Source organism: Nitrosospira sp. Nsp2, from assembly GCF_003050965.1.
Classification (GTDB): domain Bacteria; phylum Pseudomonadota; class Gammaproteobacteria; order Burkholderiales; family Nitrosomonadaceae; genus Nitrosospira.
This window is the reverse complement of record NZ_QAOU01000006.1, coordinates 51,691-73,585: the sequence shown is the minus strand read 5'-3', so window position 1 is coordinate 73,585 and position 21,895 is coordinate 51,691. Positions and strand designations below refer to the sequence as shown.

The 21,895-nt window shown below is 64.2% G+C and carries 8 protein-coding genes; 7 read left to right on the top strand and 1 reads right to left on the bottom strand.

Features of this window, described 5'->3' with window-relative positions; genetic code table 11:
- Positions 1-1,068 precede the first annotated feature (1,068 nt).
- Genes C8R31_RS12625 through C8R31_RS12600 form a run of 6 tightly spaced genes read left to right on the top strand, consistent with a single transcriptional unit; the run spans position 1,069 to position 8,442 of the window.
- A complete protein-coding gene (locus tag C8R31_RS12625) occupies positions 1,069-1,515 on the top strand; it encodes a hypothetical protein (protein WP_107694433.1) in 447 nt (148 codons plus the stop codon).
- 56 nt (positions 1,516-1,571) lie between these two features.
- Positions 1,572-2,024: a hypothetical protein gene (locus tag C8R31_RS12620; RefSeq protein WP_146164593.1), complete on the top strand. Its 453-nt coding sequence runs from the start codon at positions 1,572-1,574 to the stop codon at positions 2,022-2,024.
- A complete protein-coding gene (locus C8R31_RS12615; RefSeq protein WP_107694431.1) occupies positions 2,005-3,297 on the top strand; it encodes a hypothetical protein in 1,293 nt (430 codons plus the stop codon). The genes C8R31_RS12620 and C8R31_RS12615 overlap by 20 nt, the downstream gene beginning before the upstream one ends.
- Complete coding sequence (locus tag C8R31_RS12610; RefSeq protein WP_107694430.1) at positions 3,297-4,181, top strand: endonuclease/exonuclease/phosphatase family protein; 885 nt, start codon at positions 3,297-3,299, stop codon at positions 4,179-4,181. Before C8R31_RS12615 ends, C8R31_RS12610 begins: the two co-directional genes overlap by 1 nt.
- Complete coding sequence (locus C8R31_RS12605; RefSeq protein ID WP_107694429.1) at positions 4,175-4,870, top strand: hypothetical protein; 696 nt, start codon at positions 4,175-4,177, stop codon at positions 4,868-4,870. The genes C8R31_RS12610 and C8R31_RS12605 overlap by 7 nt, the downstream gene beginning before the upstream one ends.
- Complete coding sequence (locus C8R31_RS12600) at positions 4,867-8,442, top strand: hemagglutinin (RefSeq protein WP_107694428.1); 3,576 nt, start codon at positions 4,867-4,869, stop codon at positions 8,440-8,442. The genes C8R31_RS12605 and C8R31_RS12600 overlap by 4 nt, the downstream gene beginning before the upstream one ends.
- Positions 8,443-8,507: 65 nt before the next feature.
- On the opposite strand, the gene C8R31_RS12595 is transcribed toward C8R31_RS12600, so the two are convergent.
- Positions 8,508-8,720: a hypothetical protein gene (locus C8R31_RS12595; RefSeq protein WP_107694427.1), complete on the bottom strand. Its 213-nt coding sequence runs from the start codon at positions 8,718-8,720 to the stop codon at positions 8,508-8,510.
- On the opposite strand from C8R31_RS12595, the gene C8R31_RS12590 reads away from it, so the two are divergent.
- Positions 8,719-21,333 carry a LysM peptidoglycan-binding domain-containing protein gene (locus C8R31_RS12590; protein WP_107694426.1) on the top strand — a complete coding sequence of 4,205 codons (12,615 nt, stop codon included), beginning with the start codon at positions 8,719-8,721 and terminating at the stop codon, positions 21,331-21,333. The two genes, C8R31_RS12595 and C8R31_RS12590, sit on opposite strands and share 2 nt — an antisense overlap.
- Positions 21,334-21,895 lie beyond the last annotated feature (562 nt).

Below are 21,895 nucleotides of genomic sequence, written 5' to 3'. Positions count from 1 at the left end.
TGGTCCTGCGCAGCATATAAATATTTTCCAATACCAGATCTACCGGCTGCAAATTATCATTAACGATGTAAGTGCTCGATCCTTCTCCCATGGCGTCCGCCTGGGAAACTTACGGGCCTCATCCCAGATAGTGTATTTCTCCACCTTGTTTTTTTCCTTCCGGACAGGCGACGTCAAATGGGCGGTTCTTGATATTCTCAATTCTATAGCCCGAAAGAACTATTATATGTTAATTATACTATGCCATCTGGAAGTAATTGCCTACCTTTTCCCTAGCGAAACGTTTATTTCCCTGAGCAAGTACTCCTTCACCTGCTTCCCCATAGGGAGGTCTTTTTTAGTGCCGCTGCCGCCTTTGGACGTTAGAGAGAAGGGACGCCGGTACCGGAGCCGCATTTTCTCGTCGTGCGAGTCTATCTAACCTAATACTGAATAAAGCGAGGATCGCCCCCGTTCTGGGCCGCACACCTTCCTCCGTCCTATTCGTGACAAATGCTATAGGGTGGATTCATTCTCATCATCGCGGCGAGCATTACATTGGAAAGTTTAGCAAACCACATCCTACTTTAGCCGGGACTCTTCCAATTCCTTCTCAAGCCCCTTAACACGTTGCTCACGTTCTTCAGCTTGACTCATTAACGCGAGCGCCCCATCGCCTAATTTGGAGCAATAAGATCTCTATTTTGACGTCCTTGACATACAGAATCCCATTCCTGTCGGAGCCATACTGGCCTTTTGCTGCGTGCTTAATTTCGCTGATATTGTCAATTAAGATAGTCAACGCAGCGCGGAACATTCATTGTCCTTTGGATTCGGGTCATCAATCTAAACACTGCTTAATCCTAATGTTCAATCTTTTTTATCCAACCGATTTATAACTCTCCCCTATTTAATTAATAGTCTTAAAGTACTATGAAAAAGTACTATGAAAAGCTAATATGATGTTATGCTTGAGTTGCAATATTTTTTAGAACGAACCACTTTTGAAGAACATTCGAAGCGTGTTTCGCCGAGTCCTGGTTTTTGGACATTCCCGTCCACAACGTTCATACAATAAGGGGAGTAGAAATGGCTACTGATAACAATCTGTCTGCCGACGACAACGGCACCGTCCGTTCGATCACTATCCAGATCAACAATTCGAGCGACGGCGATCTCGGGATCGCCTCCGGGCAACTCACGGGCGGCAACTGGGAGGGCTCGGGGTCCGAGCCTGGGCCCGTGCCTGGGAACGTGATCAGCGCGGGCAATGTTTCGTTCGTCAACGGCGCAAGCAACGTCTTCTCCGTGCTCGGCGGCGACATCCAGCTGGCGCCCGCTTCGGGTGGGTCGATCACCATCACCTGGAGCTGGCCGCACGGCTTGGGCGTGACCGGCAGCACCAGCACCAGCACCCTGACTGGCCTCTCAGTGACATCAAGCGTGATCAACCCGCAGACCAACAATCCGACCCTGCAGGTCTATGTCGTGGACACCGCGACGCTAACCCAAGCGCTAGAGCAAGCCGCCAAGTAACAACCCACCAAACCGCGGCGGCCGCCAGCGGTGCGCCGCTTCCAGGAAGCGGCATTATGACAGGTCGGGAAGAGCGGATGCTCAAGGCGAGCCAAGGCATGGTGATCACCATCACCATCACCATCACTATCCTCAACTCCTCGTCTGCCGAGCTCGAAATTCAGGCTGCGGAGCTGACCGGCGGCAACTGGAGCGGCACGGCGCCCGTGGCCGGCACGGTGCTGGCGGCCGGCTCGACCAGTTATATCAATGTCGGCGCGTCGATATCTGCCGGCGTCGGAGGGATCATCACCCTCATTCCCGCCAGCGGCGGCTCGATCAGCATGTCTTGGAACTGGACTCCGACAAATCCGGCGATTGCCTACGGCGTCGTCTCGGGCACCAGCACGATCCTGTTATCGTACAGCGCCGCCAACGCATCAACCTACAGCCCTATGGTCACCTATGTGATTTCCGACGCAGGCGTTGCTGAACAGCCGGAGATGGTGCATGCCAAACGGCCAATATAGCGTCACTAACAGCTTTGGCGGCGGCGGCGCTGTAGGCCCCTTCCTGGTGCCTTCCGGGGCTAGTGCGGGCAATACGGTCACTATCTACGTGGTCGGCCCGGTCGCGCCGAACGTGCGCTCGGGCAACGTGACGCTGCCCAGCGTGATGCTGCCTTCACCGGCACCGACGACGCAGTCGACCTTCACGCTGAGCATCTTCTCGCCGCAGGGAAATTCCCCGCTCCCTGCAGTCCAGGTCAATGTCGACAAGGGCGCAGCGTGGAGCTCGGACTCGACCCAGCGGGCGGCGATGGCGATGGCGTTCAAGGTCTTCCGCGCGCAGTTGGAAGCTCTCGAGTCGGTGAGCTCGCCGCCGCTGCTGCCCGGCGCTTCGAACTTGATCGTCAATCGCCTCGCGTCGGCGATGCCGCTGCGCTTCGACGAGATCCTGAGCTATTACTACGCTTTCGATCCCGTGGCGCAGAGCATTGACCTGCTGCCCGGCATGTCGCTGCGCGTCGATTGGGCAGGCTATCAATATTGCAACGGTCCCGGCGGCGCGGGCGCGGGCCTCAACGGCTTTGGGACGACAGGAAGCAGCAATCTCGAGATCTTGCTGCGGCCCGATGGCACGCTCGCCTTTGACGGCTTTTCCGCGCAGTTCACCCAAGGCATTTCGCTCCAGCCGCCGACCGAATGCCCCCTGCTCGCGGGCGGGCCGGTCGATCTCCAATTGCTCGGCAATGGCCGGCGCCATTTGCGGCTGGTCTGGCCGACCAGCTTCTCCGGCGCGGGTAGCGTCGACAATAGCGGCTCAAGCAACCAGCTGAGCTGCATCCTGCTCGGCGCATCGAGCTTCGCCGACATAGAGGCCGCGACCGCCGCCGTGGTGGCCGGACAAAGCGCCTGCGGGTCGCAGAGCAGCGGCGCCGATCCGATCGTCAGCATTGTCTTCGTCGGCCGGGTGACGCTCGTGCCCCAAGTCCGGGTTTGGGTGATGGGAACGCAGCAACTGGTGCCGATCGGCACCACGGTGCGCAACCTCGTCCAGCGATTCGCAGATCCGATCCCGATGCAGATGCAGCAGGGGTCCGCGACGAGTAACTTGCAGCTTGCCGTGCAGCGCTGGGGCCAGCCCAACATGCAGCCGATCGACCGGAGCACTCCCAGGTTCAATATCGGCGCGATCGACCTGTCCCAGGCCGCGTCCGCCGTCGGGCCCCTCGGCGACGGCTTCGACACACCGCTGATCAAGGGTGACTATCTAACGATCTACCTTCCGGGAACATCCTGATGAACCTGAAACTCCTCGGCCTGGCGTTTGTGCTGGCGGGAGCCCTGCTCTCATGCGCGGCGTCGGCACAAACCTTCACGATCTTGTCGATGAACGTACTGCGCTTCGGGCACGGCAGCCGTCTGGCGAACCAGTGCAATGCGATTACCGCAGCATCGGCAACGGTCGACATCATCGTCCTGCAGGAAGTAATGCTGGCCCGCTATCCGTGCCTGGCCAACAATAACAGCAAAGGCGTGAATATCCCGATCCCGAAGGACTTCGCCTATATCTCCTCCGTGGCAAAGGGGCGTTCGTCCTATGTCGAATATTACGGGATCCTCTACCGCACCAACCAGCGCAACCAACAGCAAATCAAGCTGATGGAGGAAAATGATGCGCTGAGCACCACGGCGACCTTCATGCGCCCCCCCTATGCGGCGCGCTTCCAGGTCACCGACAGCAGCACGTCGACTCCCAAATCGTGCGATGTATGGATCGTCAATATCCATTCGATCTTCGGCAACAAAGTCTCCGACCGCCAGGCTGAAGCCGCGGCAATGTTGGGCGTGTACAAAGCGCTGACGAACATGAAAAATGGCTCGGTAATCGTCGCGGGCGACTGGAACCTGCCTGCCGACGACAAGACTGGCTTCGGCTGGGTGAACGGGAACGACGTGGCGATCGATCCCAATGTGCCCACCAGCCTCACCACTGCGGGCATGCCGAGCAGTTCCTATGACCACGGCGTCTATACTAAGGCCCAGAGCTCCGCCCTACCGCAGGTGACATTCGCGCAAACGGGCGGAAGCTGGACCTATACGGGGACCTATAGCCTGCTCAATTGGCGCAGAGATGTGTCGGACCATATGGGCGTGGTCGCCAAGGTGAGCCTGACATGCTGAGGGTGGCGCCCGGCCTCATGCACTGGCTGCTCGCAGCCATGCTCCTCGCCGCCGGCGCGTCGATGGCCCAATCCTTCACGCTGCCCAAGGAATGCGCCAAATATGGCGCCACCGGCAGCGAAGGCGATGATCCGGTCGTGCTCGTGGTCGACAACGACGTGAACAGGTGGCTGATCAACGTCCCACTGAGGCTGGTCAGCCCGGGCCCTCCCATCCAATGGGGCATCATCATCTGGCCGTTTCGCAACACGCAGGCCGGCTACAGCATCTTCGCGACCTTCACGCCGTTCCTGACGTCGGACGCGTTCGTCGCCGATTCGCGGAGTATGCCTAGTTACGAACTGATCCTGCCGCAGCCGGGCGTTACCGCCGGCCGGCAAACCATGATCTACGACGTCTTTCCGGTCATGATCGTGGACAGCCAGAATGCGCCGATTCCGAATGCATTCGTCGATTTCATTCCTGATTTCGTCGGATCGTCACCGCTGACGCTTCGAGCCGATGGCAATGGCGTGATCACGCTGCTTTGCGTTCAACAGAATTTCCAAGGCTACAACATCACCGTCCACGATTCGACGGGCAAGTACCTGTACGACGGCTCGATGCCGGGCAAGCGTTCGACCCAGACCAACGCCTCGGCCAAACCCGCCCCCGTGCTCTCGAGCCCGCATCCAGGGGTGCCAAAATGAGTGTCGCGCTACAGCCTTTCGGTTTCGGCAGCCTGCTCTACGTCCCTGCCGGGCGACCCGCCGGTGGCGGCGTCACCGGCTTCCTCTTCCCGATCGGCAGCACCCCGCCACCCACCGTCGCGCTTTCCGACGCGCTCAAGGCGCAAGGCTGGTTCCTCATCACCGGGCCGGTCGCCGATTCCGCGGTGCCGGCTTTCGTCTCCGCGGCACAGACCTGGTTCGCTTCGTCGGCACGCAATGGTGCGGTGCTCAGCTGGTTCATCAACGCCGCGAAGCCGGGGGCCGGGCTCGCGGGGTGGACGATCTTCGCCGGTCTCTCCGGAAGTCGCTCGGCGCTGACCGGCACCGCGTCGATCCAGTTCGGCAATTTCGCGATCAGCCTGCCACGCGGCACCTTGCTCGCTGCGAGCACTGACGGCACCACCCTGGCCTTCACGGCGGCAACCAGCCCGATCGCGGTCGCTGTGACTCCCTTTGGTGCGCGCACGCCAGTCAATTTCCCGATCACCGGGCCGCTTTTGCTCAATCTTGCTGGGGACGCCGCCGGCGTCGGCTGCGCCGCCTTCAGTTTCGCGACCAATGCCGCGGGGCTCGACTCGCTCGATGTCGGGATGCGCTCCTACAGCGCGCCGCCTGCGGGCGGCTATGCGCAGACCGCGTTGCACCGGCCCTTTGATTTCAGCCAGTGCAACGTCACGCTCGCCGCGACGCTTGATCCGCTCGACCCCACCAATCACGACCGTAGCTTCCTCGTGCCTGCCTCGGGAACGACGGTACCCAGCTTTTACCGCAGCGCGGCCGGCCCGGCATGGCATGCGACCTTCGGTTCGGACTTCAGCTTCGTGCTCGCATCGCGCCTCGCCGCTGTCGATTCGAAGGGGACTCCGGTGCCGGGCAACCCAGTCTACACGATCGTGCCTAGCGGGACGGTGGACTTGGCGCTTCCCGGCGCCACCGGCGGCGCAGCGGTGGCATCGACGCTCGGCCCGACGCTGATGGGGGGATTGTCGCCGGTCGAATATTTCAATGCCCCGGCAGCGGCCACGCTGGTCTTCGTCCCCGATCAGCCGGCCTTCGCGCCGACGGTGTCGGCGGCAGACAAGGACGTGGGCCGCACCTTCGGAGCACTGACGGGGGCGGCGACCACCGCCTGGGCCTCGATCGTCGCCCCAAGTGATGGCACTGCCTATTTCTCTCAGCCGGACCAGGCAGTGCTCCACCAAGGTGGTCCCAGCGGATCGAGCTTCCTCGCCTATCTGCCGATGCAGATTTCCACACTGCCCGCAGGCGCAAGCACGCCCTTCCCGCTGTTGCCCTATGGGTCAGTGGCGATCGGGGTCGGCATGTCGCTCCACGATCTCGGCCAGTTCGAGCGCCAGGCCTGGTCGCCCAAGAGGCTGGCGACGCTGCAGCCGGCGCCCGGCGGAAGCGCCGCGGCCGCCGCCAATGGGCCCCAGCCTCCGCCGGGCAAAGCGCCCAATCCGCCCTGCGGAACGACGCGGCAGGGGCTGCTGCTCAGGTTCGGCGACCAGGGCAGCTGGGCCGATCTCACACTCGCAATGTCCGCGCCTCCGCCGGACGCCCCCCGCCAACCCGGCCTGATCCTCCAGAACGTCGCCGGCAAGCTGCGGGCGGCGCTGCAGACCAACGAGCTCTTCCTCGTCGTCTCGGCGGGCGACCTGCTGCTCGCCGACAGCGACATGGCGTACGAACTCTCGACCGAGCGCGTCGACGTGATCAATCCGAAGATTAGCGACCAGCCCTGCCAGCAATGGCTGCTCGGGCTCGTCAAGAACGGTGCGGTCGCCTATCCGAACCTCGCTGCGCTCAAGTCCGCTGTGCTCGCCGCCGGCGTGCCGCCCGCGATGGCGAGTTTTTTCGATATCGTGCGGACCTATGCCGGTGATTTCAGCCTGTTCGCCGCAGGCGCGGCCGGCGCCGATGCCTGGGAGTTCGATCTTTCGCCCTGGCGCTGGGCCGAGCACCAGACGATCCTGATCTTCAAATTCTGCAACAAGAAGCTGTCGCAAGCCGCCGCCGACCCGAGCCAGTGGAGCGCCGGCGATGCCTTCAATGCCAATACCGCAGCGATGGCGCAGCAGATCGGCCAGATCATCGTCGATGCCCGCACGCGCCAGCAGACCGATACCGACCTCACCTATTTCGTCGACACCGTGCTCGACGATCCCTCGTGGAACGGCATCATCGCACTCAATGCGCTCGTGCCGCTGTCGGGGCTGCCCGAGCAGATGCGCGCTCTGGCGGCGGGCATCGATCCGGCAGCGTTCAAGGCGCACCATGTTGGCGTGTCGGTCACGCCGGTCACGCCGGGCGCCCAGTCGTTCACTGCCGCGCCCAGCTCGATCTTCGGGCTGATCGACTATCAGGATCCGGCACCACTCCAGAGCAGCGACGACTATGCGTTCAAGGTCAACACGCTCAAGGTGCTGATCACGAATTCGCAGGTCGCCGGCTTCTCCAGCCAGGTCGAGCTGCTCGTCAACAAGCTGTTCGGCGAGCGGGTGACGCAGATCGGCGCGTCGGACAACAATCTCGGTTTTAACGGCTATTACCAGAAGAGCGGCGACACGAGCGGTTCTGGCAAGGAAGTCGGCACCTACCGCTTCGTGACCAGCGGACCAGCCGCTTATACGGTGGCCAGCCGTGTGCTCGAACAGGTGGCGATCACCGGTGCCACCTTCGTCACCCTGCCCGGCAGTACCGACCAGAACCCGGTGGTCAACGCCACCTTCCAGCTCGACGGTGCCATCGCTTTCCTGCCGCAAAAGGGGTTTGACCTGTTCTCCTATGGTCCGGAGACGGTGGCGGAGACGATCGAGCAGGGCCTCTGCTATCGCTCGCTTGCGGTCGAGATGAGCTTCAACGAAGCAACTCCCAGCTACCAGACTTTCGCCTTCGACGCGTCGAAGTTGGTCGTCGATCCAGCCACCAGTCTCGCGCGCGCGGCCAGCCTCGTCAGCCACTTCCCGATGAAGCTCACCGCCCTCATCCAGGGGCTGGGAAGCGTCACGCCCGACAGCCTTGGTTTCATGCCGGTCGAGATGCCGATCCAGAGCAGCATGGTCTCTGCGCCCTGGTTCGCGCTGCGGTTCGATCTCGACCTCGGCACGCCGGGCGCGCTGGCAGCGGCTACCGGGTTCAACGCCGGGCTGCTGCTGGCCTGGGCGCCCAATTCCAACGACGCGGCCATCTATTGCGGCTTGTCGCTGCCCGGCGTTTCGGGCGGCCAGCGGGCGATTTCGCTCGAAGGCGTGATCAGCCTCGTCTTCGGCGGAATCAGCTTCGTCGTCGCGCCGCCGACCTACCTCATCCAACTCAGGAACATCGCGCTCAAGTTCCTGAGTGTCAGCTTCCCGCCCAACGGCCAGATCAACATGACGCTGTTCGGCAATCCCGCGCAGCAAACGAGCGGCGCAATCGGCTGGTTCGCCGCCTATGTCAAGAACGGCGCGGGGGGCGGCAGCAAGAAGCAGCAGCAGGTGCTGCAACAGCAGCGGCGGGCGCGGCTACAACAGCCGGAGCAGCGTAAGTCACTGCCGGGCGGGAGCTAGATCACGAAATCCCTGGCAACCACCACGATCGATCAGCTGTGGGGCGCGCTCCAAAGCAACGGCTATTACAGCGCGGGATCGCTGAACCTGCCCGCGAGCAATGCGCTGGGATCGCCCGGAATCAGCACTCTGATCGGCGATACCACGCTGTTCCCCAATGGCGCGCTGTCGATCGCGGTGACGGCGACGCAGCCGCCCGGCGGCTCAATCGTAATTTCCGGCACGCTCACCAGCGGCTTCCTCGGCCAGACCAATGCCGTGGCGGTTGCGACGTTCATGATCGACGGCAGTGGTGTCCCATCGCTCGCGCTCACCGTCACCACGGCGCCAGGCACCGTTCTCGCGATAGCCTTCCCCACGTTCGACCCCGAATCCGCGCCGGCGACGCAGGCATTCTCTGCGGCAAGCTTCATCGCAAGCTCGGGCACGCCGCCCACGCTCCAGTTCAACGGCACGCCCGATCTCACCCAAACTGCCTATTCCAAGCTCTGGTCGGGCAAGACCCCGGTGCTCGCCGGGCCGATCACCAGCTGGGGCGGCACGCCGGCATTCCAGCTCGCCACGTCCGCCCCCGCTGACGCGTCGGCGAACGCGGGCCTGCTGGGGTTGCAGATCCAGATGAGCCTTACCGTGGCGAGTGGCAAGGGAAGCGGCCAGCTCCTGGGCAAGATCGTCAGCCCCGGTACCAAGCTGAACGGCCTGCAGATGATCTGCGCGCTGCCGGTATCGGCCGGCATTCCCGCCTCGCTCGACAGTGGCCAACTGAGCAACTTCGCGATTCCCGATCTCAGCGCGCTTGCCGGGCTGTTCGTCGGCCAGCAGCTCGCCGCGCTGATCCCTCCGCAGTTCAGCCTGGGCAATCAGCTGTACCTCGACGATGTCCAGCTCGGCCTGTCGTCTGATGCCGGCAGCCTCCAGCTTCTGCAGGTGACGATCAGCACAGACAACGCGCTCAACTGGCCGTTGCTGCCGGCGAATCTGCTCAACCTAACTCAGGTCGGCGCCACCTTCGCCTGGATGGGCGGCACGGACGTCTCGATCACTTTCGGCGGCAATTTCAATCTCGGCGGGAGCGACCAGCTCGCCTTCCTTGCCGCGTTCAGCCTGCCCGACAAGTTGCTCAGCGCGCAGAACATCTCGACCTTCGACGTCGGTGACCTACTCGCGATATTCGGCGTTCAGCCGCCCCAGACCGGGATGACGGTCGAAGTCCTGTCGGGAACGGTATCGATCCCCGACAAGACCTGGAGCTTCACCGGCGACGTCAGCCTCGATGACAGCTGGTCGATCAAGCTGAAGGGCGAGACGGTGATCGGGCTCGACGCAGTCTCCCTCTCGATCGCCCAGTCCAGCTCCTCGCGCGCATTGGCAATCGGCGCCACCGCCACATTGTTCGGATCGCAGTTCCTCGTCACCGCGGCGACCGACAGCGTTAGCAAGCTCTGGTCGTTCACCGGCACGCTGGTCAATCCGCTGCCGCTGTCGAACGTCACCGAGGCGTTGCTGCCCTTCGCCTTCACGCCGCCTGACATCATCGTGGAATCGCTAGCCGTCGCGTTCGATACCGGCGGCAGCTTCAGCTTCGATACCGTGGTCGACTGGAAGATCGAGGACATCGACACCGAGATCACCGCCGAACTCTCGCTGATCCGCACCGCCGGTCTATATTCCGGCTTCCTCAAGGGCATGCTCGACATCCACGGCCTGGTGCTCCAGGTCCGCTACGATTTCTTGCCGACGAGCATGGGCATTAGCTTCGTCTATCGCAGCCTGACGATCGGCTACCACAAGGATGCGAGCGGGCCGACCGTCACGATCAGCCTCGGCCGCGGCACAGTCGGCGATCTGTTCTCCTTTCTCCTGTCGTTCGCCGACCCCGGCCGCTCGGTCTCGCTCGGATCGCCGTGGGACGCGTTCGAGAAGATCGAGCTTCCCGACATCTCGGTGACGGTGAACCTCACCACCAAGGCGATCCGCGTCGAGCTCGACCATGTCGTCAACCTCGGCTTCCTCGATCTCGAGAAGATCGTTCTCAACTACAGCCGGAACTACGGCACGCCCCAGTTCAACCTAGAACTCAGCGGCACCTTCCTCGGCCAGCCCTATGGCAAGAACAACAACCCGCCGCTCAAGTGGGACGCGCTCAACGATCCGCCCCCCGCTGTACCCGGCGCGGGCACGCAAGTGCTCGACCTCGAATTCCTCGGCATCGGCCAGCGCGTCGCCATCTCGGGCTCGGTTCCCACCGAGATGGACAAGATCATCGATGCGCTCGAGGCGGCGATGCGGCCGCCTTCCGATCCCAACAAGAATCCAGTCAGCCAGCTCGACGGGATCGCCTATGATGCTGACAGCAACTGGCTGATCGGCACGCGCTTCACGGTGATGTCGACCCTGAAGATGGACCTCATCTTCAACGATCCCGTGGTCTATGGGCTGCTGATCCAGCTCTCGGGCGAGAAAGCGGGGCTGTTCGCCGGGCTGCGTTTCGAGATCCTCTACCGCAAGGTCACCGACACGATCGGTGTCTACCATATCGAGTTGACGCTTCCCGACGTGATGCGCCATCTCGAATTCGGCGAAGTCTCGATCACGCTGCCGGTCGTGACGCTAGACATCTACACCAACGGCGATTTCCGCATCGACCTTGGCTATCCGCCGAGCCTCACCGATTTCTCGCGCTCTTTCAGCGTCCAGGTGTTCCCGTTCACGGGCTTTGCCGGGCTCTATTTCGCAAAGCTCAACGGCGAGACATCCACCAGCGTCCCCAAGGTGACGAGCGGCCATTTCGGCACGGTGGTGGAGTTCGGCTTTGCGCTGCAGATCGGCGTTGGTAAAACGCTGTCGCTCGGCATCCTTAGCGGCGGGATCAGCATCACCGTGGGCGGCGCGCTCCGGGGCGTGCTCGGCTGGTACACGCCCTGCGACTCGAATCTGCCTTCGGAACGCTATCACCATCTCACCGGTACGGTGGCGCTCATCGGCGAAGTCTATGCGACGGTCGATTTCGGGATCGTTTCGGCGGGTGTCAGCCTGACCGTCTATGCCTCGATCAGCCTTGATGTCGAAAGCTATCAGGCGATTCTGATCCAGGTCAGCGCTGGCGTCAGCGTCGACGTCAGCATCAAGATCCTGTTCATCCGGATCTATTTCAGCTTCAACGCGACAATCACCGAGCGCTTCTCGATCGGATCGGACTCGACGCCGCCCTGGACGCTCGCCGCGCCTGGCAGCTCGAGCAGCGACACGGCGCTGCTGCGCGGCCGCCGCGCCTATCGCTCGACTCCGCTGCTGCTGCGCCAGCCCCCGTATGCGCTGCTGCGCAGCCGGCCCCCGCGCGCACTCCAGGTCGGCCGCAGGCGGCTCGCGGGCTTGGCTGGCCTGGGCGCGGGCCCGACCATTTATATCCCGGTGCTGGCGATCCCGATCGTCACGCAGGCGCAGAGCCAGGACTTCAACTTCCCCTCCGGGCCGCCCGTGCCAAGCAGCGCCACCACGCCGGTGCTCGGGCTGCTGCTGGGCCTCCAAACCTCGACGGACCCCACCCAGGGCGCCAATCCGCTGATGGCCTTCCTGCTCAACTGGGCGCTCGACGCGATCGGCCACGAGCACGATACCGCCTCCGCCGCGGTGGTCGAGGAAGTCCTCCAGTCGCTGTCCGATCCTTCGGCGTGCGACGCCTATTTCGACTATGGCACGCTCACTGGCCTGTTCGAGAGCAATGGCATCGTCTTCACGCTGACTCCGCGGCCCGTGACGAGCGGCGGGGACGAGCTGCCCGCGGCGCTGCTCGCAATGATCCCCGAGCTTCGCCTTTCCACCCCCGATTTCTCAATCGACTTCACCGCCGATCGGCGCGTCAGCTCGGATTACGAGAACACGATCCGCGATTATTTCTCCAACCTTGCGGCGAAGTTCGGAACCGACGGCATGCCGCCCCAGGCCGCCAACGAAACGACGGTCGAGAGCCTGGCGACCTTCGTCTTTCGCTACCAGTTCTGCTTGCTGGCCAAGTCGGTCGTGCAGGCGGCGCGCGACCTGCTCGGCGGCTCGACGCTCACGCTGACCGCGCCCGCGTCGCTGGCCGCGATCGTCAATCTCTACAACAACAACTACACCGCGCTCGCCAACGACACGCTGGAGAGCGTCGCGAAGATGTTTGGGCTCACCAAGGCGGTGCTCGCGGCTGCCAACCCCAACATTCCCAGCGCCGGGCCTCGACCGGGCGATGCGATCTTCGTCCCCGCCCAGCGGGTAAGCTACACCAGCCAGGCGAACGACACGCTCGCCGGGCTGGCGAACTGCTTCGGCCTCATCGAGGCCACGTTTCAGGCGGCGAACTCTGGAGTCGATTTTGGCACACTGAAGGCTGGGACGGCGCTGTCGATCCCCGCGATGCGGGTGCTGCACAGCGTGCTGGCTGGCGAGACCGCCGCGTCTATCGCGAACGACTTCGCCGTCAATCCCACCACGCTCGCCACTGCCAATCCGGGCGTCGACCTTGTCAAGCTCACTGTCGGGGAAGTGCTGCTCATCCCGAGCCAACTCACCGCGCTCGCCGTCGCCGCGGCCAATTCCGGGACGTCGGCGCTGCTCGACACGGCAACGACGATTACGCTCACCGACATCGCCTTCACCGCGGCTGCGAGCGACTCCCCGAGCTCAATCGCGTCGCAGTTCGGCATCCAGGTGAGCGATCTGCTCGCCGGCAACGCGGAAAGCGTCGCGCTGCTCAATCCCGGCCAGCAGATCGCGCTCGGCCAGCTCGCGGGGAAGACGCGCTCGCTCGACACGCTCGATGGGCTTTGGGCCTATTGGTACGGCGGGCAGACGATCACGCTCACTGCGCTGTCCACCGCCAATCCCTCGTTGACGGTCGCCAAAGGCCAAGCCCTCGCGATCCCCAACGGTTCCGAGCAGGACCATTCCTACACCACCGCCGGCGGCGACACCTTCGCCGGGATCCTCGGCATGTATTCGGGGCTCACCGTCGAGGCGCTGATCGCCAACAACGGCCCGATCCGGCTCGATCCGTCGCAGACGCTCACGTTCACCGGCGTAGTCCACACGTTCGCCACCAGCTATCAGCTCGCCTACACCACCACGACCAGCGACACCTATGAGATGATCGCCGCGGCCTTCTTCGCGGCCGACGGCGTCGCTGCGGCGGTGCAACTGCTGCAGCGGATCAACGGCGCCGCCGAGCCCGCCGCGGGCGTCGTGGTCAAGATCCCCTATGCGAGCTCGATCGCCAATCTGACGCGCCAGTATTGCGTGACGATCGCCTCGCTCGCCGGCAATACGGCGATGACGCAGGCGTCGACCCTCGCGCCTCGCGCCCCCATCACCATCGCGAGCACCAGCCATGCACTGACCGCGACCGACACGCTGGGCGGCATCGCACAGAGTTACGACCTGTCGATCGAACAGATCGTCGACCAGCTCGCAACGGTCGCGAACCTGTTCGCCGCGACGACGGTGAAGATTCCAGCGATCCCGGGAATGCGGTCCGACCGGCTGAGCGTCGCACTCGCCGCGAACGGCGGCTTCACCAATGCGCTGAACATGACCTCGCGCTTCATGATGGGCGGCCTGCGCATTCCGTCGCCGACCTTCCAGACCGGAGCCGCCGCGCAGTTGCAGGCGGCGCCGTCACTCAGGACGGCGGCGGCCCAGGCGGCAGCGGCGACCTATCCGCTCTACGCGTTGGTCGGGCAGGAATTCCCGGTCAATCCGGCGGCGACCACGGCATACGAGATCTCGATCGCCAGCAGCGGCGCAAGCTGGGTCGTGCCGCCCGCCAATCCCTTCCCGCTCGGCGCCCACGAAGTCTCACTGATAACTGCCTTCACCAAGCTCCCGTTCAATCCGGGCGTCGCGGCGGGCGCGGCGCAGATGCTCAGTCAGTTCGCCGTCGTGCCGGATCGCCAGCCCCCGGCAGCCTTGCTCTGGTGGCAGACGCCCGATTTGCCAGACCTGCTCGGAGCGAGCAAGCCGGGTAGCGTACCCAAAGTGGTTCAGCCGAGCATCTGGCTGCTGCCGACGCCGCTGGCCGATGCACTGGCGGCGAGCCCGGCGGGGATGCTCGCCTATGCCGGCTATCTCGGCACCACCGCCGCCGACGGCACGGTGACGAACGCGCCGCTCGCGGCAAGCCGGTTCGCGACGGTGTTCGACTTCACGATCGAGCAGGTCCCTGGCGCGGTGCCCGGCGTCTACAACATGGTCGGCACCGACCAGGCCGGTCTGCAGCGGCTGATCGCGCTGTGGGCGCACCTCCGGTCGGCGAAGGCGAACGCCAACCTGTACGTCGCCTATGCCAGCCAGGACGCGAGCGCGCCTTCGGGAACGATCGTCACCGACGCGCTCGATCGCGCCAACAGCTTCTTGCTCAAGACCAATCTCTCGACTGAAACGCATCCGCCGCCGGTGATGCCGATGCGCGAGGCGATCGCGCCGCTGAACACCAGCGTCGCCCAGGCCAGCGTCGCGACCTTTTCCGAGGCGGACAGTGGCAACTTCCTCCAGTTCCTGTGGGAATGCAGCGCGGTCCGCTCGGGCGGCTTCTACCTCCGCTACCTCAGCACCGCGGGCAAGCCGGGGCTTCCTGCAACGCTGTTCAAGGACGGCAACTCGGCGCAGATCAAGCTCGTCGTCGCCTCGACCGACCAGGCGGCAAACGTGCCGATCGCAATGGCTTTCAACAACGCGCTGATCGTCGGCGACAACGAGGATCCCGCGCACCAGAAGCTGATGTTCCAGGCAGTGGCCTATACCGTGGTCGCAGGAGATTCGCTCGCCAGTGCGACGAATAAGCTGATCAATGCCTATTCCGGCCTGCCGAGCGGTTTCGGCTGGTCTTCGCTCGCCGCGGTCAACCAGTTGATCCCGGGCATTCTGATCCCGGGCATGTCGATCGCCGGGCAAATCGCGCGGCCTGATGACAGCCTCTATTCGCTCGCCCAGCGCGCAAATCTCACCGTGGCGGCGCTCGCCACGAAGATCGTGGAGATCAGCTGCCTGCGGCCGGGCGCACTGCTCCAGCTGCTCGGAGAGCCCGTCCAGACCGTCGCCGCGGGCGATACGCTCGTATCGATCGCGCAGGGCCACAGCTATCTCGACCCCGCGTCGCTTGCCGCGCTCAACGCGACCACGGCCAACCTGCTCGCCGTCGGCCAGACGCTGGCGGTCCCCTGGCATCCCGACCATGTCGTGATGCCGGGCGACACATTCGGCGGAATCGCATCGGCCGCGGGCCTGCCGGCTACCGTGCTGGGCGAAGAGAACGCCAATGCGCCGATCCTCGCGGAGGGCGCCGGGATCATCGTCGCGGCGGACACGCTGCGGACCGTGGCGACACTGCCGCCCGGACGCGCCGGCTTCGCGCTGACGCGCACCGATCCGGAATCCGCGACGCGGGCCGAGGTCGCGCCTATCGGGTCGGACGACCCCCAGCAGATGCTCAATCAGCTCTATCACATGCTCGGCTTTGAGATCGCAGCGGGCGGCGGCTTCAACGACAGCGGCGAGGGCCTGCCCGCGACCCCGGCCAGCGCAGACGGCGATCCCGACGATGGGCTGTGGCGCTACCGGCAGGTGATGGCAATCTATCCCTTTGCCAAGACGCAGGTTGTCGCCATGCCCGCGGCATTGCCGGGAGCGGACGGCGATCCCTATGCGGGGATCGCGGCGGGGGCAGCGCTTTCGCTCCAGCTCGCCTTCCAGGACGTGCTCGGCAACCGGACCGCGGGCTCGGTGATCGCGGGCATCGCCGGCGCGCCGTCGCTCACCGGGCCGGTCGGCTATACGGACGAACTCGTGTCGCTCGCCGGCTGGCCGGCGCTGCTTGTCTCCTACCGCTTCGTGGCTCAGCAGCCCAATCTGATCGTGGCGCTCGGCGTGTCGGCCAGCAAGTTCCTGCCCGACGCATCCGCGGCGCCGATGATCGCGGCCGCACCGGACCCGACGCACAGCCCCGCGGCGACGCGCGCCGGGCAGGCGCAGGCGCGCTACGGTGAGATCTACTACCAACTCCTCCAGGCCGACGTCGAATGTGCGCTGACCACGACGCTGGGCCCGGTGACCGATCCCGCGACGCTTTCGAACACCGTGCGCGCCACGCTGCGCGGCGTCGCGGCATCGGCCTATGTCTATCTCGGCAACGCGCAGGCGCTGGCGCTCACGACTGCGGGCTCGGCGCAGGGGTACGCCAATCTCACGGCGCTGACCACCGCTTCGACCACGAGCGGCGGCGCCGGCTACCCGGCCTCGTTCGACGATTTGGCGACGGTCAACGCCAATGCAGAAGTTGCGCTGATCTTCGGCGACGACGCGCAGATTCAGGTCCCAGTCTTCAAGACCACGTTAGCGGGCGAAACCCCGGCTGCGTATATCGAACGCGCCGGAGTTGGCGACACCGCGAGCTTCGTGACGGCCAATGCCGCTGTCGGGCTGATGGTCGGCGTAATCCTCAACACTGGTTCGCGCAGCGTCCCGGCGGAGGATGTCGGCCTTTCGCTCGCGGCGCTGGCCGACGCGCTGGGCTGCGCGATCGTAGATGGGCCGGGCAATGTCCCGGGCCTCGCCACCGCGAACGTCAAGGCACTGCTCGTTCAGGACACGACGCTGGCGATCGGCAACTACAGCATGGTCACCGGCGCTTCGGACACGCTGGAAAGCGCGGCGGAGGCGCTGGGAACGCTCGCGAGCACCACCTACACGCCGGCCGACGTGGCCGCAGCCAACCCCTATGTGGCGCCGATCTTCGTGGCGACGGCGACGCTGACCATCGCGAGCGCGCTTGCCGTCGACGGCGATACGCTGGCCAGCTTCGCGACGCGCTTCGGCGAAGCGTCTCCGGCGGCACTGCTCGAGGCGAATCTGCAGACGCCCGGCGTCTGGCCGGGATCGACTGCGCTGTTCATCAAGAACATCCAGTACACGCTCGTCGCGGGTGACACGCTGGCGTCGATCGCGAGCGCGAACAATGCGGCGCTGGGATTGATCCTTTCGAACAACTGCACGGCGCCGTTGGCCCATGCCGCCACGCTCGTCATCCCCTGGTCCGCCGATGCGCGCGCAGTCACGGCGGGCAGCTATGCGGCGTCAGAGAACGTGCTGTTCGCCGACATCGTCGCGCAGTTCGACGGGTGGAGCATGGCACAACTCGCCATCGACAATCTGAACTGGCCTGCGCTATTCGCACCCACGCCGATCAAGATCGGCCAGCAGACGGTGACGCCCGATCTCGACGCGACGTTCGCGTCGCTTGCCGCCGCCTTCAGCCTCGCACCGGGTGACTTCGCGCAACAGGTGGGATCGCTTCCCGGTATCGTCAGGCCTGGCGCGGTATTCATCACGCCGGCATGGACCGCGCGCGTCAACGAGACCCTGGCGGCATGCGCGCAGCGCTACGCTACCGATCCCGCCTCGCTCGCTGGCGCGAACGCCAGCCTGCTTGGGCTGCTCACGCCCGGCGCGACCTTCACGGTCGATGGCATGACGGTGACGGTCTATGCGAACGACAGTTTCGCGCTGATCGCCGCGCGCCTGAATGCAGCGCTGTTGGCAGCCAAGCTGCCGCCGATCAGCGTGAACGCGATCGGCACGGCCGCCGCCGCGGTCCCGCTGCTTAGCCGCACGCTGCTCGGCGTCCCGGCGCCCGCGACGATCGGCGCGCAGGTCACGCCGGCCGATGCGCAGCCGATCCTGAGCTTGGCGGTCGACCTGGTGATCTCGCGCGATCCGTCGCGCGCCGCGCCAGCCTTTGCCGGCGCGGCGCGCGTCGTCTCGGCGAATGCGGCGATCGCGGCGGCGCCCTTCGCTGTGACTGATGGGGCGCCGCAGTCGCTCGTCCAGTTCGCCACCGATTTCGAGGCGGCCTTCCCCGGGCACAAGCTGGCCACCGGGCCGCAGCATACCCATTTCTCGCCAGTCGTATCGAAGCCGTCGCTGCGCGCGGCGGCGACCGGCGGCGCCGGCTCAACGTCGAGCGGATCGGTGCGGGCGCTGTGGGTGGCCAATTTCTCCTCGACCGGGATCACCTACAAGATCGATCCGGCCCAGGCGCGCTTCTTCGCGATCGAGCCGCTTTCGACCTATGCCTTCTCGGCCGACAACATCACCGTCCCCACTTATGCGAGCGCCACCGGGCTGGGCGCCCCGAGGACGATGAACTTCCGCAGCAGCGATCCCGAGGACTGGAACCTCGTCTTCCTCCAGGCGGTCGACCTTGCGCTCTCGCCTGCTTACGCCGCTGCCGCACAGTCGGATGGCAAGGCCGCAGCGAGCCTTGCGTCGATCATCGCGGCCAAGGCCGATATTGCGATCGGCCTCTCCACGCTCGTGGCCTCGATCGAGGCGGGCCAGAGCGATGGCCTGCAGGACGCCATCGATACGATGAAGCAGCAGCTGCTCGTCGAGCTCGGCAGCCTCTATTCGAATCAGGCGCTCGTCCAGTTCGGTGTAGATGTCAGCGGCAGCGCCGGGGCGGGAAATCCACCGCGGCTGGCTGGCAAGATGAAGGCGAAGGTGCTCGCAACGCCCGACGACAATACACCTGTCGATCCCGATCACCCGTTCGCCGCCCTCGCTGCTGCGGCCGCAGTTGCGGCGGGCTATCTCGCCGCCGCCGTAGCGGATGTGCCCGATATCGTGCGGGCGGGCGTCGTCACCAACTATTCCGCCGGCTATCCGCGGACCACGCTCGCCGGGGACACACTGACAACGATCGCGCAATATTACAGCGTCTCTGCGGCTGACCTCGCGGCCGGACTGACGCTCGCCTCGGGCAGCGCGGCGCTGTTCCGCGCGACGATGCCGGTCAACGTCTCGACGGTGACGGTGCCCGCGACGCCGACCACGGTGAGCGCCGGCGCCGAGTGGCTCGGCACCACCGTCACCGAGCTGCTCGCCGCCAATGCCGACCGCCAGGACTTCTTCGCGCCCAATAGCCACTTGGTGATGGGCGGCACGACGTACACGCCGCAACCCCAAGACACGTTGAAAGACGTGGCCAGCAAGTTCGGCGGAATGGACGTGCTAGCCGGCGACATGGCCGACGTCGACGCGGGAACTCTGCAAGGCGGCTACATGCTGAACAGCGCGGCCCCGCCCCGCGCGCTCCAGACGCTGCCCCAGATCAGCCTGCAGAGCAGCAAGGCGGAACTGAGTCAGGGCTCAACGCTCACCACGGTGCTCACGGTCAACAAGCCGTCGCAGCAGCGCAAGCTCGTTCTCGACCTCGACTTCGTCCCCAACCAGCTCGAGTTCGATATCTACGGGATCGCCGGCGTCGCGGGTTATGAAGGTTCGTCGTGGCTGTCCTTCGTGCTGCCGCTCGATCCCACGCCCAGTCACATCGGGCAGGTCGCAATCCCGATTGCGCTGCGTGGATATCCGGTTCCCGCCGTCATCTCGGGCCAGCAGGCACTGCGCCCTGGCGAAGGCGGTGTGCCCGACAGCACGCTCACGCAGTGGAATTACCAGTTCAACGCCCAGCGGCCGTTCGCGGCGCAGGACGAGATGACGCTGGAGATCACCTTCAACGATGCAGATGCCTCCACGCTAGCGCCGCGCGGCGCGGCGGACCGCACGCAGGTGATCCAGGTGCTCGCGGGATTCAGCGCGATATGGCCGGCGATCTCGAAAGATCTGGCCGCGCTGCCGCTCCTCCTCGGCTCGCCGACGCCCGATGAGCAGACGGTCGCACGCAACGCCCTCGCCGCGCTGGCCTGGGTCGCGGGCCAGGTCCAGCAGGCTTGGCTGGCCCTGGCGAGCGCACGGGCCACTGCGCCGGTGCCCGCGTCGTTCGAGTATGGTTTCTCCACGCTGATGGCCGGCGACGGGAAGGTCGATGCGCTCGTGCTCGACCGGATGGGCCAAGCGACCAACTTCTCGCAGAGGCCGGACGACTTCCTGTTCCTGACGGATGCTTCCTATGCGGCCGCGCTTGCCAACAAGCAGATCCCGACCGGACTGGCGACGGACTTCGCCGATCACGGCTTCACGCTGAGCAGCAGCGCCGCAGTGACGCAGTCGCCGACGACTCCCGCCTGCGACTGGATGATCATCGACAGTGGCGATGGGAAGGCGGTGCCGCCGATTGTGCCGCAGACGTTCCGGCTCCTGCTCTCCTCGGGCCCGGCGCTGCAGGTCTGGCGCCAACTGCTCTGGCCGCAGCTCTCGCTCGGCAGCGGCAGCAATGCCGTGCAACTTCCCTGCACCCAGGCGGGAACGCGCCTCACTTATTCACTCACCCTCGCGCAGGAAATCGCCGAGGGCGCGTCGTTGGACCTGCAATTCTGCTTTTACCGCCTCGACGCGATGACACTTTCGAATGCCTCGGGCGGCTTCTGGATTTCGCGCAACGCGAACCTGCTCGACAATGTGAACCAGGGCTTCGTCTACACGACGCCGCTCACGCGCTTCCCGACGCGCATCACGCCCTTCATCCAGCGTCCGGATGCGGTGGCGCTGGCGGGGAGTTCGCTCGAAGAGGCGCTTTGCACGCTTTTCGACAAGCTGTTCGCAGGCCAAGCCGCGCTCGTATCCTCTGGGGAGTCGCCGACGCGCAACATCCGCGTGCAGGCCGAATATTGGCGCTCACCTAGCGGCGACAATCCGATAACCGATCCGCTCAGCTATCGCAATCCATTGGCGCTGGTGCCGATCTTCGCCTTCAACGCCGCCACCGACTGGCAGCAGAATCCGACGAGCTTTTGCGGACAGCTGGCTGCGGCAATGAGGCAGAACGCGGAATCACTCGGCATCGTCTCGGTGCCCGGCGACCAATGGGTTATCGACCTATTGATCTACAGCGACGGCGACGACGACCATCAACCGCTATTGTCGATTGGTGATCATTATTTCCCCGTATGGCCTCAATTCTAAAGTGCAACATCAACCTGTACAGTGTGCTGGGTGTAGAACAAATGACCTACCCCAATAAACCGTACCGGCGGATTCAATCGCTCAGTGCAACACCCTATTGACTCTCTCTCCGCCAATTAACGAGTAAACGCGCCGTTTATTTCCTTTAATTTTCTCTTACCCGCCTTTATACCCCCCAAGTCCTTTGCGATTGGGTGGTGCGATTTGCCCCACTAAAGCGGGACAAGGCGGTCGAAGCCAACCCAAGCTCAAGCATCCTTCCAAAGCAGCTTTCGCGGAGCGAAACCGAGTTTCGCCTTCGCTGCGCTGGTCGACGAAACAGCTTATAGGGACGGTTGAGTCATTTCAAAACCGGGGAATAGGACTTAAATCGATACATGGACCTATTGATACAAGCTCACCAAGCGGAAAACCCGTCTTCCATATCTTGCTGCATTGGCGGAATTTGAGCGTGGGATCATCCGAGAACGGACTACTATTATCGCTCAACGGCGGAGCTTAAAATCTGATCATGGTTGTCCGTTCTACTCTCCGGATGCCAGGCTTTTTGAACTGATTCCCC

Excerpts from the sequence above, each read along its gene's own strand:
- C8R31_RS12625 (WP_107694433.1), top strand. The coding sequence starts at position 1,069 with ATGGCTACTGATAACAATCTGTCTGCCGACGACAACGGCACCGTCCGT.
- C8R31_RS12620 (WP_146164593.1), top strand. The coding sequence starts at position 1,572 with ATGACAGGTCGGGAAGAGCGGATGCTCAAGGCGAGCCAAGGCATGGTG.
- C8R31_RS12615 (WP_107694431.1), top strand. The coding sequence starts at position 2,005 with ATGCCAAACGGCCAATATAGCGTCACTAACAGCTTTGGCGGCGGCGGC.
- C8R31_RS12610 (WP_107694430.1), top strand. The coding sequence starts at position 3,297 with ATGAACCTGAAACTCCTCGGCCTGGCGTTTGTGCTGGCGGGAGCCCTG.
- C8R31_RS12605 (WP_107694429.1), top strand. The coding sequence starts at position 4,175 with ATGCTGAGGGTGGCGCCCGGCCTCATGCACTGGCTGCTCGCAGCCATG.
- C8R31_RS12600 (WP_107694428.1), top strand. The coding sequence starts at position 4,867 with ATGAGTGTCGCGCTACAGCCTTTCGGTTTCGGCAGCCTGCTCTACGTC.
- C8R31_RS12590 (WP_107694426.1), top strand. The coding sequence starts at position 8,719 with ATGATCGACGGCAGTGGTGTCCCATCGCTCGCGCTCACCGTCACCACG.
- C8R31_RS12595 (WP_107694427.1), bottom strand. The coding sequence starts at position 8,720 with ATGAACGTCGCAACCGCCACGGCATTGGTCTGGCCGAGGAAGCCGCTG.